The following is a 15,809-nucleotide window of genomic DNA, read 5'->3' as shown; positions in this document are numbered from 1 at the left end:
GGATGTTTTCGTCTTTGGAACAGCCATTTTTGCGGATAATGCAATTTTTCACAACTTCACTATTGTATGCTAAGAAGCCGGGTACCGTCCTGGGTTTGAGTAGAAATTGCTATTTTGCTGGCTGTTTTGGGGGTGGAGGTGGTGCGGTGTTCGGCGGAACATTTGCAGGTTGTGTCTTTACCGTTGGATTGGCGCTTCCCGGTCCTGGAACTGGTAGATTGGTACTATTTGGGCTATCAGTTGGGGCTTTTGAGAATTCGCCTCCAAAAAATAGTAGAAATCGCGCTGTTTTGTAGTAAGTTGCCCACAGTTTTGTATCTGGACGATTGCGCCATTGAGGACGGCTCACTTTCAATTCCAGAACTGGTGCGATCGCTCCATAATTTTGTACGGAAACGATTATAGAAACATCTGTTACCAAAATGTCTTGGTCAAAGCTGCGTTGAGCTGCTGCTCTGGCTGCTGCTTCTGCTCTACTTAATAGGGTTTCGTAATTTTCTTCAGGCCATCTGTCAATTGAAAGGTTAACTCTGGCAGTGTAAGCTTGTACAACTTGGGGGACAATAGCTTCGCTGGCTAACCAAACAGGAACCACCGTACTCAGCACAAATACAGCAGAACCTATCCGGATTTTCTTGCCGATGAATGGCATAGATTGAATAAGTGTTTTTAAGGGACTGATTGTAAAGGGAATAATTCTTGATAGCTTGGAAACACGGCTCCTCCTCATAACTTTATGGCTCCTCACTGATAACCGGAAACTGGGATTGACAAAAAAGTATTAAGTATAAGGCTCAAGGATGAAAATTTTATACTTCACTATTGAGAGTTTTGGCTTCAGTACATACTTCATACTTCAACAGCTATCAGTTACCACTTGCCAGCGTTTGGGTGCTTACTGTTGACCGATCCCCGGTCGCTGGTGAACGATTGCAGTTAGCTTCTTATCTTGAGATAAGAATCACCTAGACTAAATAAAGTGATGGTTAACTTTGTTAAGTAGGTTGCCGCAGATAAACCTAACTATGTAAAGAAATGTTGAGCTACTGTTTGTTGTACTAGGGACGAAAAATACCGCTACGCCCCTACTAACCACTACCTGCTAACCACTAACAGTGCTCATTTAAAGTAGTGTTTAATCCCGCCGACTTACTTATTTTCAAAGCAACCCACCATACAAAGACAAACAATAACTAACAAAGAGCGCGATGGCAAATAATTGGGCGATCGCCATTGGCATCAATCAATATCAGTTTTATCAACCCCTAGGTTACGCTCAAGCTGATGCTGAGGCGGTAAAAGATTTTTTAGCTACGAATGGTGGTTTTACACCACAACAGTGTCTGTTAATGACAGATACTTCACCACCTTTTGGAGATAGATCGACAACTCCTACTAAGGAAAACATTTTGCTGTTGCTTGAAGACTTGGGCGCATCCTACTTTAAACCTCAAGACCGTGTGTGGTTTTTCTTTAGCGGCTATGGCGCAAACGCTAAAGGACAGGATTACTTAATGCCAATGGATGGACAACCCAATCGCATTGAGGAAACGGGGATCGATGTGCAATCGATTATGCAAACTCTGCAAGTTGCTGCTCTTAATGCATTCTTGGTACTTGATATCAATCGTGCTTTAGGAGCCCAAGCAAATGCTTTTGTCGGTCAAGAAACGTTGGAACTTGCAAAAGAATTACGAATTCCTACTGTTGTTTCTTGCCAACCAGAACAATTCTCTTATGAAAGTAGGGAATTAGGTCATGGATTCTTTACAGCAGCATTTTTGGAAGCTTTGCGTTTCGGTTATGGGAGCAGTTTAGCGCATCTAGACAAGTACTTAAGCGTTCGTACCCCAGAACTGTGCCAACATCACTGGCGTCCTACACAAAATCCTGTCACTGTCTTCACACTAGAAGGGCAAATTATCTTGCCGCAATTTGATGATAAAAGGGACAAAAAAAGCGCCTCTGCTGTGATTCGAGAAGAATTTACACCGATTGTATTTGCTGCTCCTTCTATTGGGGAAGAGACGGCGAGTCGGGAAGTAGGGGAGCAAGAAAGCTCAGCAGCACAGGAGCTGGGGAACCTGCTTCATGAGGAAGCCCTCCCTGTTGAGGTAACGGACGCGAACAAGGAAGACAATTCAACCCCAGCTGTCTCATCTTCTTCAGTCCCCTCATCCCCACTCCCCACTTCCTCTAAAAAAGGAACAAGCTCATTTGTGCCAAAACTTCTATTGGGGAGTGTGGCTACGATGCTGGTTTTATGCATCATCGCAGTCATTGTTCTTCGCGATCGCATGGGATTCAGATTGGGAAGGATTTTACCCGTATCATCTCGGACTACGGATACTAGCGATCCCAGTGTTATTCGAGTTCCACCAAAAGCTAAAACTGTGCCACTTGCAGCACCAACACGACCAGATCCCCAAGTAAGTAGTCCTCAACCCACTTCCCAACCCACTTCTCAACCTACTTCTCAACCCACTTCTCAACCTACTTCTCAGCCCACTTCTCAACCCACTTCTCAACCCACTTCTCAACCCGCTTCTAACTCAGATGAGTCTGAAAAGCGAAACCAAGCCCTTATGGACTTGGAGAAAATGTCACTAACACCAAATCAGGCTAGCGAATTACGCTTGGCTGTTATTAAAGCTCGTGAAATTAAACCACCAGACCCTCTTTACCAAAGAGCCCAAGAGAATATCAAAATTTGGAACAGTATGATTTTAGAATTGGCGGAGGGTCGCGCTCAGGAAAGACGTTATGCAGATGCGATCGCCGCGGCGCAGTTAATTGCAAAAGGCGAATCAGCTTACCCGAAGGCACAAGTTTCCATTAAACAATGGCGATTACAGGCAAAGCAGTATGTGAGTAACACAACTCTCGTAGATGCGGCTAGTGGTTTAGTTCGACCGGGACAGGCTTCCACTTACAATCGCGCCATCGAAGTTGCTAAGAGAGTACCACGAGGTCAACCGGGTTATGAGATTGCCAAAAAATCTATTGACACGTGGAGCGAACAAATTTTGAATCTTGCTGAAAGGCGTGCTAACCGAGGACAACTTAAGCCAGCTATTGAAACTGCTAGGTTAGTTCCAGAAGGGACGGCAGCTTACAAAGAAGCTCAGGAAGCAATTCAGAAATGGCAACAAAATAGTCAGTAGTTAAGAGTCAATAGTCAAGAGTCAATAGTCGTTATCTGTAACTGTGGACTGTAGACTATAGACTAAGACTTAACAGTATTGTGTTATATCCTCGCCGCATTCATCAGCTAAATAGCACAATGCTCTAAAACGCAAGCTAACCACTTCTTCATATAAGGGGTTCAGCTTGCACATTGGCGGGATATGAAACAGAGTTTTACCAAATAGTTTTACGTCGCGTTCAAAGGGGCACTGAGCCGGAATCATTTTGCACAAACGATGAGCTAGACTGCGTTCTCGTACTTGAAAATTGTCCAACCACTGCCGTAATGGTTTGAGAATATCAATGCGAGCCTTGAAAGAAGGACGTTGCAACCCACCTGCTTTACCTTCATTCTCTTGTGCTTGATTTAACGATACCCAGCTTGCAAAAAAAATCCTTTTTGGGGTATTATGGTATACCTTCATTTTGCACTCCTCTATTAGACTGAGGGTCTTCAACCGTTTGATGAAAATCTACAACATTGTCACGACTCGTCCCGGAAGAATCTTGTTCTGACTGAGATGCGATCTGACGATCTGTAAATCCTGATGATGGAGTAGCTAATGGTTTGTTCCCATCCTACATTACGTCAAGTTAACAAAAATTCCCTTTTGATCGGAACTGTGGTAAGGATATCTTCTTTATAACTTGACACAACGATTAAATTTTAATAAAGACATCTACCTTTGGGTAGAGCTAATAGGAACTTTTACAAAACTTTATTTTACAACTCCATACCAGCCTTTTTCTTAAGTAAAAATACTGGTAAATTTTAGGAGAAGTTGATTATTAGCATCTAGCCAAGCTACGTAGATTCTACATTGATTTTAGACAAAAAGTTTTATCATTGTTATGGTTAATAAAATATCAGGTGTAAATAAGACTAAAAGTTAAGTATAAATAGGAAAAAGTAAATAAATTAGTTAAACTAGGCAATCAGCACTAGATATGAGAAATTATCAGTAATTTCCCTGCATTTTCTCTAAGTGCTGAATCAATCCTATTACAATGGAAAATAAGTAATTTTGCTATTGGTCTGTATATATGATGTCAATAGCCTGATAAAGTTGTGCTTCTGCGCCAATTTGCCATTTACAGTGTCTTAGGGCTGACCTACTTGGGGTTGGCATTGGGTTATCTTCCCGGTTTACGCATGAACCGCGCCACAATCGCCTTGGTCGGTTCGGCATTTCTCATTGCTTTGGGCGTTGTGCAGTTGCAAGAAGCGTGGGACGCCATTGATGCCAACACGATTGTGTTTTTGCTAAGCATGATGGTCGTTAATGCTAATTTGTCTTTCGCTGGGTTCTTTCCGCGATCGCTGTCGGTGTTGCTGAGTTTTACCCGCAGTCCATTGGGGTTGATAAGTGCCTTAACTTTTGGCAGTGGTATTCTTTCCGCCTTTTTTCTCAACGACACTTTGGCACTGGTTTTTACACCGTTGACTTTAAACCTGACAAGACGCTTGAATTTGAACCCAATCCCTTATTTGCTTGCAGTAGCTGGAGCAACGAATATTGGTTCTGTAGCTACCTTGAGCGGAAATCCTCAAAATATTCTGATTGGCTCTTTCTCAGGAATTAGTTATCTCGATTTTTCACGAGCATTGACTCCCATTGCTTTGATAGGCTTAGTCCTGCAAGTCGGGCTGCTGTGGTTGCTTTATCCAGATGTGCGCTCAACAAAACCTAGCGAGCAATTGCCTATTGGTAGGGAACGGATTTACAAACCCCTTTATCAAAAAACTTTAGCCATCACCACTGGGTTGCTGATTGCTTTTGCTGTGGGTTTACCTCTTGCCGAATCTGCCTTAGTTGCAGCTAGTTTGTTGTTGCTCACTCGGCGAATTAAACCACAGCGCATTCTCAAACAGGTGGATTGGAATCTGCTGGTGATGTTTTCTGGGCTGTTCATCCTCTCTAAAGTCACCCAGAAGTTAAATTTGCTTGAGCCGTTTACCGATGCAGCTCGTTCTCCTGCAGGTCTTTTGAGTGTGACGGCTATACTATCTAACCTAATTTCTAATGTTCCTGCTGTGTTGCTTCTTCAGCCTTTGATTCCTAAAGACGATCCCCAATCTTGGCTATTGCTTGCAGCAGGTTCGACGTTAGCTGGAAATCTCACTTTGTTTGGTTCAGTGGCTAACCTCATTGTTGTGGAGGCTGCTGCTCAGTTGGGCTATAAGCTAACTTTTTTGCAGCATTTGCGTTTTGGGTTGCCACTGACTTTGCTAACTCTAGTGTTAACCTATTTGTGGATTTGCTGACTATGATGCCACTTGAGCCGCGGTACGGGTGCGCCTTCTTCTACCATCGGCAACTTTCACCGGAGGCTCATCAGGAATTTGCATCAGTAATGTTACAGTAGGTTGACAATGGAGTTCCCGTCGTAAGGAGCGTGCTAGTTCCTTTTCTAAATGCTCTTGCAATCCCATCCAGTCTACTTGTGGTTGTTCGCCATTCATAGATTGGTTAAATTCTGACCAACGAATGGTAAGGATTTCCTCAAGTCGCTGTTGTACCCATTTTTGTAGCAGCGATCGCTCGATAGTTGTCACAACTCCTCGCAAATGAATTTCTGGCTTTGCCATCAACTTACCAGTCCAATCTATTGCTGTTGCGATTGTGACAATGCCTTCCTCTGCCATGCGTTGCCGTTCGTGCAACACTTTAGCACTAACCATACCGCTACCGGAAGTATCTACCAGTTCCAGACCTGCAGATACCTTACCTGCAGCACGGATTGAATCTTGTGTCAACTCAACAACGCTGCCATTCTGGATGATTATCATATTTTCAGCAGGAATACCCATGCTTTGGGCTGTTTCGCTGTGCTTCACCAACATCCGGTGTTCCCCGTGAACTGGGAGGAAGAATTTAGGTTTGGTTAAGGCAATCATCAGTTTTTGGTCTTCCTGACATCCATGACCGGAGACGTGAATTCCTTTATCGCGACCATACACGACATGTGCCCCTTGCATCATCAATTTGTCGATGACGGTAACCACTGCGATGGTATTCCCAGGAATGGGATTGGCTGAGAAGACAACTGTATCTCCTTGGCGAATTTTGATGTGGGGATGTTCCTGGTTGGCGATTCTGGTCATGGCTGACATTGGTTCGCCTTGAGAACCAGTTGTCAAGATGAGTACATTTTCGTCTGGTAGGTTGCGGACAACGTGCAACGGTTGCAGGAGATTATCATCGCACTTGATGTAGCCTAGATTGCGAGCGTGGGCAATCAAGTTTAGCATGGAACGCCCAACTACAGTCACCGTGCGTTTATACTTTTGTGCCAGCTGCAAAATCATGTTAATGCGATGCACGCTTGAGGCAAAGGTTGTCACGAAGAGTCGTCCTGTAGCTTGACTGAAGACTCTGTCTAAATTTGGATAGACCGAACGTTCTGAAGGTGTGAATCCCGGTACTTCGGAGTTAGTGGAGTCACTCATCAAGCAGAGAACGCCTTTTTCACCGTGTTCGGCTAACCTTTGTATATCAAAACGTTCACCATCTACTGGTGTGTGGTCAAATTTAAAATCTCCCGTGTGAATGACCACACCAAGAGGTGTATGAATTGCTACTGTAAAGCTATCAGCAATCGAGTGGGTGTTGCGAATGAACTCAACAAAGAAATGTTTGCCAATGCGTACTACATCACGAGGAGAAACAGTTCTTAATTCCGTGCGATCGCGCACACCTGCTTCTTCCAATTTACCCTCTAGCATAGCCATTGCCAACCGAGGACCGTGAATCACGGGAATCTCAAATTGCTTCAGGTGAAAAGCTATGCCACCGATATGGTCTTCATGACCGTGAGTCACAATCATCCCTTGAATTTTGTGACGGTTTTCCCGGACATAGGTCATATCTGGAAGGACAATATTGACTCCGTGCATTGCTTCTGTAGGAAAAGCTAAGCCTGCATCTAAGAGGATCATTTCATCCTCATACTCAAATACACAGGTATTTTTGCCAATTTCGTGCAAACCACCCAAAGGAATAATTTTTAGGGCGGCAGAAGATTCGTTTTTAACCATTTTCTCCCTAGATTGTTACTTAATCGTTAAAAATGTGAGATTTTAGAGTTTTTTTCTCTGTTCTTTAAAGGTTGAAATTTAGATGACTTGTGTAATAGAAACTTGAGCGACAGTCTCCAATACGAGGCTGACAGCAATTGAATAGGAAAGCGAATGTTTAATTGTTGATTTAAATCGGCTTAAAAAGCTTTGGATTCATAATTATATTCATTTCAGTCTTAGCACAGGATTTGCGCCTGAAATAGGGTAAAACCACGCACAATCTTCTTATAAATCTTTTCAACAAATAACTTGCCTGCAAGCCCTGAATCAGTTGCTGCTAAAGTAGACCAAGTTCGGTGAGAACTGTTTCTAACTTTTGACTGATTTCTGAATCTGCTTCTGATAGAGGTAGACGAGTTGAACCAACTTTCCAACCTACTAAGTTCATTGCTTGCTTAACTGGAATGGGATTGGTAGTTGCAAATAAAGCTTTAAACAAAGGCAAGAGTCGGAGATGTATGTCCCTGGCGAGGTGATTTTGACCGGATTCAAAGGCTTGAATCATTTCTTGCAGTTGGTTGCCTACCAAATGAGATGCCACACTGACTACGCCCTTTGCCCCCACTGCTAACAAGGGTAGTGTCAGCGAATCATCGCCAGAGTATATCTGGAACTCTTTTGGTGTCAAGCGGCGAATTTCACTTGCTTGATCTAAATTTCCACTGGCTTCTTTTATGCCAATAATATTATCAATTTCGGCTAACCGTGCCACTGTCTGCGGTTGAAGATTTTGACCGGTGCGCCCAGGTACATTATACAACAATAATGGCAATTCGGGCGTGGCTTGAGCTATTGCCTGAAAATGCTGATATAGTCCCGCTTGGGGCGGTTTGTTGTAGTAAGGAACCACTTGCAGTGTGCCATGTACTCCTATTGTAGCTGCCTTTTGGGTAGCTGCAATGGCTTCTTTGGTGGAATTTGAACCACAGCCTGCCATCACAAAAGCTTTTCCTTCTACAGCTTTTAGCACTACAGAAAATAACCGGTATTCCTCATCCCAGGTCAAGGTAGGAGATTCCCCAGTTGTACCACACACCACGAGTGTATCTGTACCATTGTTAGCCAAGTGCAACGCTAGTTCTGCTGCTACATCATAATTGACACTACCGTCTTCACGAAACGGTGCGATCATAGCGGTTAGAACTCTACCAAAATCTACCACCCTCTGTTCACTCCTAATTTTTCTCAGTGTTTTCTTTGCGCCTTGGTGGTTTTATATTGTGATAACCTATTCGATCCTAACTTGCAACCGTAATGTACGCATTTGTTAATGGTTAGTGGTTAGTAGCAGCATAACTAGTACTTGGGTTCTTATAGTATGCCAATGGAGGTACATAATCATTCACCCCCACTCACTACTCACTACTCACTACTCACTACTCACTACTCACTACTAACCACTAACTACTAACTGTTGCGATTTCAGCCAATTTTTTTCAACCAATAACTCAGCAATTTGTACGGCGTTCAAAGCTGCACCCTTACGGATTTGGTCACCACAAAGCCACAAATCTAAGCCATAGGTATGGGAAATATCTTGACGAATTCTGCCAACTAAAACATCATCCTGACCCGTAGCTTCGATTGGCATTGGAAAATAATTTGCCTTCCAATTTTCCACCAATTTGACACCAGGAGCCTGACACAAGATTTCTCGCGCTTTATCTGGGTTGAATGGCTTCTCAAATTCCAGGTTAATCGCTTCTGAGTGGGCGCGGAGTACGGGCACCCGTACACAGGTAGCAGTGATTTTTATCCTTTGGTTGCCAAAGATTTTACGGGTGTCGTTAACCATTTTCATTTCTTCCTCACAGTACCCCATATCGTTCAATGGGGTGTTGTGGGGAAATAAATTAAACGCCAACGGATAGGGAAAGACTTCAGTAACAGGTTCCTTGCCAGCTAGAATAGCGCTTGCTTGGGTTTTGACTTCTTCCATTGCCCTAGCACCAGCACCACTTGCGGATTGGTAGGTTGCAGCTACAATTCGCCGTACAGGTATAACTTTATGCAACGGCCAAACCACTACTGCCATCAAGATGGTGGTGCAATTGGGGTTAGCAATAATGCCTTGGTGATTTGCTGCGGCTTCTGGGTTCACCTCTGGAACAACCAAGGGAACTTCCGGATTCATGCGAAATGCACTGGAATTATCAATTACCACAGCACGGGATGGAAATGACTCAATTTACCTACTTCCAGCAATGTGGAGGGCTTGACTGCCGTCCCGTGTCGATTGAGATTACCTATGGTTTGGAGAGATTGGCAATGTATCTCCAAGGAGTAGAAGCAATGGTTAAAATTCGCTGGACAGATAATATTACTTATGGAGATGTTCATCTTCAAGGAGAGATTGAACAGTGCGTTTACAACTTTGAAGCCTCCAATCCAGAAATGCTGCTCACACTATTTAATATGTACGAGCAAGAAGCGCAGCAACTAACAGAAAGAGGACTAGTGCTACCCAGCTTAGATTACGTATTAAAGTGTTCGCACACCTTCAACTTGTTAGACGCTAGAGGAGTCATTTCTGTTACAGAAAGAACTCGATATATCGGAAGAATCCGCCATTTGGCACGTAAAGTAGCGCAACTTTACGTAGAGCAACGGGAGAAGTTAGGTTTTCCGCTTTTAAACAAACAGGACAGTTAATGAGTAAGTAAACTAGGACGGTTCTCACGCTTTTAACTTTATTTGTACCGACTGACTTACCTTGTAACTAAAGACGAAGAAAAACTAGACAATAAGGCGCAAAGGGGTATTATAAACCTTTGTGTCCTTGATGTAAAAAAAATTTAAAATTAGCATAAATTGGCTTTCGCTATGATAAGCGCACAAAATTGCTAGATATTTTTAGTAGGTGTTATTTTGCTAAAAATCAAGGTTTGTGACCTATGGGCAATCTCAGTGAAATTCTAGAACCTATTGCAGCTTGGTTTCGGTCTTTGGGAATCCCTTACCCCATAGTGCATTGGGGGCATCCCGTTATGATGGGAATTGTGATTTTTGTCATGGGTAGTTTTGTTGGATTTACAGGCTGGAGGGGACGACTCGTAGAAGACAAAGACGCTGCAATGAAAAGCCGGAGCGATCATCGTAAGATAGCACCTTGGATGTTTCTGTTCATGGCGCTTGGTTACACAGGTGGAGTATTGTCTCTAGTGATGCAGCGTCAGCCAATTCTGGAAAGCTCACACTTTTGGACAGGTTCAGCTGTGTTGTTACTGTTATTGGTTAATGGTGCAATTTCCCTAAGTGGTTTTGCAGGAAATAAAGCTTCGTTACGTATGCTCCACGCTTATTTAGGCACTACAGCTCTTTGTCTCATGGTTGTACATACTGTGCTAGGTATAAGATTGGGCACAAGTTTTTAAAAAACTCTTGCAAAAATCTTGTTACACCTTCAGACTGGAAGTCTAAGGCTATACAAAAAAAGCTTGCCTACCCAGGCTGAATAAATCTGTAGATAAAGTCCGCCTAGGCGGACTTTGCCTGTATAGCCCTGAATTCTATTTTCCAGGTTATTTGTTTAATGATTCAGGTAAGTGGTGTCATTATCTGTCTTTTCTACATTCTAGGACTACTATTAACAGCAGTTCCTGGGGGTGGTCTTTGGTTATTAGTTTCTGGCATAGCAGGCGCTGTTTTGTCTAAAAGACAACAAGTGAGTATTAGACAATCCCTTAGAAAAAAGAACAATTCTCAAGCATTGGCTCAGACAGCATCAGGAGCGCCAGAAGCTTTCCTCCCTTCTAAAATATGGTTAGTTGCTGGAGTTGTGGGATTGTTGGCGAGCGTATATTTTCAAACACGAGTTCCTCAACCCGTAAAAAACGACATCAGTCAGTTTGTCCCACCTGAAAATAGCAATAATCAAGAACAACTTTTTATTATTCGCGGTGAAATACTTAGCACACCCCGTCTAACCCGCAGTCAACGCGGTCAGTTTTGGCTGCAAGCAACTCAGTTAGACGAAGTCAAGAGTGAAAGCAGCCCATCTGGTACAAGTAAAGCAGTAGGAGGAAAGTTGTATGTAACTGTACCCATACTTCAAGCAACCGGATTGCATCCCAGTCAACAAGTTGCTGTGACTGGCATTTTATACAAGCCAAAACCATTACTCAATCCCGGTGGATATGATTTTCAAAAATTTCTCAAGCAAGAGGGGGCTTTTTCTGGCTTGAGTGGAAGACAACTGAGTATACTGGATGAGGGAGATCGATGGGGATGGTGGAAAATTCGGGAACGCATTGTGCGATCGCAAGTTCGGTGGTTGGGTGTTCCAGAAGGTCCCTTTGTCAGTGCGATGGTTTTGGGTAGCAAACCTGTTGATTTACCCTACGACATTCGCGATAACTTTATCAAAGTTGGCTTAGCTCACGCATTAGCAGCTTCAGGGTATCAAACTGCTTTAATTTTAGGTGTAGTATTGGCGTTAACATCCAAAACAAAAAGAGTAACCCAAGTTTTACTTGGAACTGCTGCTCTTTTAATTTTTTTAAGTTTAGCAGGTTTTCTCGCACCAGTTGTGAGAGCTGTCATCATGGGATTCGCGGCATTAATTGGCATGGGATTGAAACGCCAAGTCAACCAGTTAGGGTCGCTACTGGTTGGCGCAGTACTCATGTTACTCTTTAATCCACAGTGGATTTGGGATTTGGGATTTCAACTTAGCTTTTTAGCAACACTTGGATTAATCGTTTCAGCCAGTCCAATAAATCAAAGGTTGCAATGGTTGCCACCCACCATAGCTTCCTTAATTTCAGTTCCCCTTGCCGCCACGATTTGGACATTGCCCTTACAGCTATATCTTTTTAGTGTAGTACCAAGTTACGGTCTAATAGTCAATGTTCTAGCTACTCCTCTCATTTCCATCATTAGTCTTGGTGGAATGATTGGTGCCTTAGCAAGCCTAATCTCAACCGATCTAGGCAGTACGGCGTCCGGTGTATTGTATCATCCAACACATTTGCTTATTCAAATGGTAGAATTTTTCGCTAGTTTACCAGGAAAATCCTTAGCTGTGGGCAGCATCTCCACTGGTCAAATGTTAGCAATTTATCTATTGATAAGTTTGGTTTGGTTGGTACGTTGGTGGCAAAAGCGGTGGTGGTTTGCTACGACAATCGCCCTTGGTTTAGTATTCATCCCTGTTTGGCATTCCGCAAACACTTTATCTCGGGTAACCTTGCTAGCATCCGGTCAAGACCCAATTGTGGTTATTCAAAATCAAGGAAAAATAACACTAATTAATAGTGGTGATGAAGACGCTGGACGTTTCACAATAGTGCCATTTTTACAACAGCAAGGAGCCAATAAAATAGATTGGGCGATTGCTTCCGACCTGCAACGAAATAGTAGCAATAGTTGGTTAGAAATACTACAAGATTTACCGATCGCTACTTTCTATGAATATTCTCCTCAGGCAGAGAATAGCATGACGAGTTTGGCTATTCAAAAGGAATTACAAAAAAACAAAGGAGTGTATCAACCTTTGTCAATGGGTCAAACGGTAAATACAGATTCAGCTTTAGTACAATTACTTAATAATGAGTTACCTATACTACAATTGCAGGTTTTCAATCAAAACTGGTTGTTTGTGGGTGACATTGAACCAACTCAACTGCGCCAGTTGACAACTGCGGGGGGGCTTCCTCGTCCGCAAGTGCTGTGGTGTGCAGATCGCTTACTTAAAGAACTCATTCCCGCACTACAGCCACAGATTGCGATCGCACCTACTGGGAACCTCGATCCCAAAACCCTATCGGAACTGCAGCAAAGTCAAACAAAACTGTTCTTTACAGGAAGAGATGGCGCTGTTCAGTGGACTCCCAATGGTCAGTTTGAGACGTTTGTTCAGGTAGCAGAAAATAAAACTTCTACCTTATGACCGAGCTCGAGGAATGTTTGTACTGTGGGTAGATTGTCCTTTGGGACGGGCGAAACGCCCATCCCACTCATAAATTCATGATGTAAAAATTGAAGTTTTTTTATTTAGGCAAAACCTGCCGCAATGCGTCAACCAGCTTATCAACACGTTCTGTACGGCTATTAAAGCCCATAAGTCCAACGCGCCAAACTTGACCGGCAAGTTCACCTAAACCTCCCCCAATTTCAATATTATATTCGTTCAACAACTGTCGTGCGATCGCCTTACCATCGACCCCTTCTGGAATGCGAACAGTTGTGAGGGTGGGTAGCCGAAACTCTCGCTGAACGTGCAAAGTCAGCCCCAAGCCCTCTAAACTATTCCAAAGATATTCTGCATTCTTTTGATGGCGCTGCCAGCAGTTTTCCAGCCCCTCTTCTGCAATCAAACGTAATGCCTCTCGCAGTGCGTAATACAAATTAATAGGAGCAGTATGATGATAGGTGCGTTCTTGACCCCAGTACTTGTTCAGCAAAGTCATATCCAAATACCAGTTAGGTACCTTATTTGGACGTTTCTGCAATTTTTCAGCTGCACGGGGACTCATTGTAAAGGGTGAAGCGCCGGGTGGACAACCCAACCCTTTCTGACTGCAACTGTAAGCCAAATCAACTCCCCACTCATCCAAAAATATCGGGACACCGCCCAAGCTCGTCACTGTATCTACCAGTAGCAAACAGCCAAATTCACGACATAGATCGCCAACACCTTCTAGTGGTTGACGTGCTCCCGTAGAAGTTTCAGCATGAACTAAAGCTAAAATAGCCGGATGATGAGTTGCCAACGCACTTCGCAGTTCATCCAGAGCAAACACTTGTCCCCAAGGTTTTGTTATGGTTCTGACATCTGCCCCGTATCGCCCAGCCATATCAACAAGACGATTGCCAAAGTAACCCATAACACCAACCAAGACAACATCACCAGGTTCTACAGTATTGGCGATCGTTGCTTCCATTGCAGCAGTTCCCGTACCAGAAACTGCAATTGTCAAAGGGTTTTCTGTCTGCCATACGTAGCGCAGGAGGGACTGAATCTCATCCATGAGCCCTAAAAAAGCTGGGTCAAGATGCCCAACGGGAGGGGTGTTCATCGCTTCAAGAACTGCAGGATGGGCATTGGATGGTCCGGGTCCCAACAAAAGTCGAGATGGCACTGCAAGAGGAGCGAGTTGTAATCGTCCGTTATTGTTAATTGAGCGTGTTTGGGTCATTTATTTCTCAGCATGGACATAATCTACAAAGTAAAATTTAGGGCTCAACCAGAATTTGAGCCAAGCGTAAGCTGATAGGCTGGCAAGTGCCAAAACAATCAAGGGTACACCGAGTCTCACCCGAAGGATATCGGGAAGGGTTGCTACTACTGAAACAATAATGACAGAGGATACCAAAAGTACCCATTGTAGGCGCTGTATGTTTTTAAGCGCACCCCGACAGCTACTGCAATGTTGGGTGTGTTGTCTGTAGCGATCCAGTAATTCCTGACGATTATCGTTAATTTTCAAACTTTCTGGAACACTGATACCAACTTCGCTCCAAGGTAACTGTCCGTCACAGTATTTATCAAACCACTTCCGAAACTCAATAACCATAAGATCTGCGCTTGTGGCTAATTTGTAAGCAGTTTTCCAGCTGTCATGTGATTTTCTCTGTTGGAGAAAATACTCTTGCTGATGCAAAAGAATCATATCTCCATCAAGCACCTGATTTCGGGTTTTGATATGGCTCCACCAACGGGGTGTGAGATGATGAAGTGTTTTGGCAAAGTTACGGGGAAATTGAGCGATAATCCTGGATTTGCCAGGAGAGACTGGAATGCAATAAGTTACCAGCCCCATCTGTTTTCCCTCATTTCCAAAACTAATTGCGTATTCTAAATGACAGGGTGGCTGGAAAGTAATCGTTGTGTTGAAGCTTCTTGCCATCTTGAGTTGAATAAGATTTGGTGTAGACTCCACAACCTCTAAGGGCATGGGTCTTCCGTGTTTGCGATCGCCCTGTACTCCATGATGGGCAAAAGGAACGTGACTGGGGTCTGCCAAATTTTCAACTAAAGTTTGCCAGTCATATTCCAAATCGCGTACAAAAGAAGACCAAACAAAACCTTTGCTTTCATCCACTTGAGGCGATAAAGGCAATGGTGTCGTAGCAGCTTGTTGGGCGGATTTAACATCGGGCCAAACCCAAAGTAAATCATTTTCCTGACGACAAGGCAATGCAACAGCACACAGTTGTTGATTTTTTGTAACAAGTTCTGGGTTTTCTGCTTGGGGAATCTGGGTGCAAATTCCTTGAGAATCAAATTGCCAACCGTGATAGCTACACATTAAATTCCCAGTTGTCTCATCAATGCGCCCTTCACTTAGAGGTGCGAGACGGTGAGGGCATTGATCTAGAAACACCCGAAAAGTCTCCGACGACTTCGGCTTCCAGATAACCAAACACAGCCCCAAGATAGTCACTGGTGTTGGTCGTTGTGGATCGAGGTCTTCTAATGGGGAGAGGGGATACCAGTTTTGGAAAAAGTTGAATTCAGATTGCATTTTACTTTTGTAAAAAAATTTAAACTTTCTTGAACTCAAGAATAATCGCCCTAGCGATGGAGAATCATAAATGG

Annotated in this window: 10 protein-coding genes and 2 pseudogenes; 5 read left to right on the top strand and 7 right to left on the bottom strand. The window is 43.5% G+C overall.

The window, feature by feature from the left end; all coding sequences use genetic code 11:
* Positions 1-109 precede the first annotated feature (109 nt).
* Positions 110-652: a hypothetical protein gene (locus tag ACYRY3_RS13210; RefSeq protein ID WP_460202113.1), complete on the bottom strand. Its 543-nt coding sequence runs from the start codon at positions 650-652 to the stop codon at positions 110-112.
* 556 nt (positions 653-1,208) lie between these two features.
* Between ACYRY3_RS13210 and ACYRY3_RS13205 the strand changes: the two genes are divergently transcribed.
* Positions 1,209-3,164, top strand: a complete 1,956-nt coding sequence (locus tag ACYRY3_RS13205) for a caspase family protein (RefSeq protein ID WP_460202110.1) — start codon at positions 1,209-1,211, stop codon at positions 3,162-3,164.
* Positions 3,165-3,233: 69 nt separating this feature from the next.
* On the opposite strand, the gene ACYRY3_RS13200 is transcribed toward ACYRY3_RS13205, so the two are convergent.
* Entirely contained in the window at positions 3,234-3,611 is a 378-nt protein-coding gene (locus ACYRY3_RS13200; protein ID WP_460202109.1) for a Mo-dependent nitrogenase C-terminal domain-containing protein, read from the bottom strand.
* Between the two features lie 644 nt (positions 3,612-4,255).
* Between ACYRY3_RS13200 and ACYRY3_RS13195 the strand changes: the two genes are divergently transcribed.
* Entirely contained in the window at positions 4,256-5,452 is a 1,197-nt protein-coding gene (locus ACYRY3_RS13195) for an anion transporter (RefSeq protein ID WP_460202108.1), read from the top strand.
* Here ACYRY3_RS13195 and ACYRY3_RS13190 read toward each other — a convergent pair whose 3' ends face one another.
* The 3 genes and pseudogenes from ACYRY3_RS13190 to ACYRY3_RS13180 form a co-directional block, all read right to left on the bottom strand.
* The gene (locus ACYRY3_RS13190) at positions 5,453-7,225 is read right to left on the bottom strand and encodes a ribonuclease J (protein ID WP_460202107.1); all 1,773 of its coding nucleotides are present in this window, start codon (positions 7,223-7,225) and stop codon (positions 5,453-5,455) included.
* A 319-nt stretch (positions 7,226-7,544) separates the two neighbouring features.
* Positions 7,545-8,429 carry a 4-hydroxy-tetrahydrodipicolinate synthase gene (dapA, locus tag ACYRY3_RS13185; RefSeq protein ID WP_460202106.1) on the bottom strand — a complete coding sequence of 295 codons (885 nt, stop codon included), beginning with the start codon at positions 8,427-8,429 and terminating at the stop codon, positions 7,545-7,547.
* A 231-nt stretch (positions 8,430-8,660) separates the two neighbouring features.
* A pseudogene (locus ACYRY3_RS13180) lies at positions 8,661-9,434 on the bottom strand (aspartate-semialdehyde dehydrogenase); the annotation flags it as partial.
* Positions 9,435-9,436: 2 nt separating this feature from the next.
* On the opposite strand from ACYRY3_RS13180, the pseudogene ACYRY3_RS13175 reads away from it, so the two are divergent.
* From ACYRY3_RS13175 to ACYRY3_RS13165, 3 genes and pseudogenes are all read left to right on the top strand, one after another.
* Positions 9,437-9,919, top strand: a pseudogene (locus tag ACYRY3_RS13175) (glycine--tRNA ligase subunit alpha); the annotation flags it as partial.
* A gap of 242 nt (positions 9,920-10,161) precedes the next feature.
* Complete coding sequence (locus ACYRY3_RS13170) at positions 10,162-10,641, top strand: DUF4079 domain-containing protein (protein ID WP_460202105.1); 480 nt, start codon at positions 10,162-10,164, stop codon at positions 10,639-10,641.
* A gap of 158 nt (positions 10,642-10,799) precedes the next feature.
* Positions 10,800-13,157, top strand: coding sequence for a ComEC/Rec2 family competence protein (locus tag ACYRY3_RS13165; protein WP_460202104.1), 2,358 nt, complete (start codon positions 10,800-10,802; stop codon positions 13,155-13,157).
* A 100-nt stretch (positions 13,158-13,257) separates the two neighbouring features.
* Here the strand turns inward: ACYRY3_RS13165 and ACYRY3_RS13160 are convergent, their stop codons facing one another.
* Together ACYRY3_RS13160 and ACYRY3_RS13155 are read right to left on the bottom strand one after the other, a co-directional pair.
* Positions 13,258-14,406, bottom strand: a complete 1,149-nt coding sequence (locus ACYRY3_RS13160) for an alanine--glyoxylate aminotransferase family protein (RefSeq protein ID WP_460202103.1) — start codon at positions 14,404-14,406, stop codon at positions 13,258-13,260.
* The gene (locus ACYRY3_RS13155) at positions 14,407-15,735 is read right to left on the bottom strand and encodes an aromatic ring-hydroxylating dioxygenase subunit alpha (protein ID WP_460202102.1); all 1,329 of its coding nucleotides are present in this window, start codon (positions 15,733-15,735) and stop codon (positions 14,407-14,409) included.
* Positions 15,736-15,809: the final 74 nt, after the last annotated feature.

This window comes from Scytonema sp. NUACC21 (assembly GCF_054684315.1).
Note: the sequence above shows the minus strand (reverse complement) of the source record. Positions and strands in the feature narration are given on the sequence as shown.

What these genes read in the sequence shown, in the direction of transcription:
- ACYRY3_RS13210 (WP_460202113.1), bottom strand. Translation starts at nt 652, where the DNA reads ATGCCATTCATCGGCAAGAAAATCCGGATAGGTTCTGCTGTATTTGTG.
- ACYRY3_RS13205 (WP_460202110.1), top strand. Translation starts at nt 1,209, where the DNA reads ATGGCAAATAATTGGGCGATCGCCATTGGCATCAATCAATATCAGTTT.
- ACYRY3_RS13200 (WP_460202109.1), bottom strand. Translation starts at nt 3,611, where the DNA reads ATGAAGGTATACCATAATACCCCAAAAAGGATTTTTTTTGCAAGCTGG.
- ACYRY3_RS13190 (WP_460202107.1), bottom strand. Translation starts at nt 7,225, where the DNA reads ATGGTTAAAAACGAATCTTCTGCCGCCCTAAAAATTATTCCTTTGGGT.
- ACYRY3_RS13170 (WP_460202105.1), top strand. Translation starts at nt 10,162, where the DNA reads ATGGGCAATCTCAGTGAAATTCTAGAACCTATTGCAGCTTGGTTTCGG.
- ACYRY3_RS13165 (WP_460202104.1), top strand. Translation starts at nt 10,800, where the DNA reads ATGATTCAGGTAAGTGGTGTCATTATCTGTCTTTTCTACATTCTAGGA.
- ACYRY3_RS13160 (WP_460202103.1), bottom strand. Translation starts at nt 14,406, where the DNA reads ATGACCCAAACACGCTCAATTAACAATAACGGACGATTACAACTCGCT.
- ACYRY3_RS13155 (WP_460202102.1), bottom strand. Translation starts at nt 15,735, where the DNA reads ATGCAATCTGAATTCAACTTTTTCCAAAACTGGTATCCCCTCTCCCCA.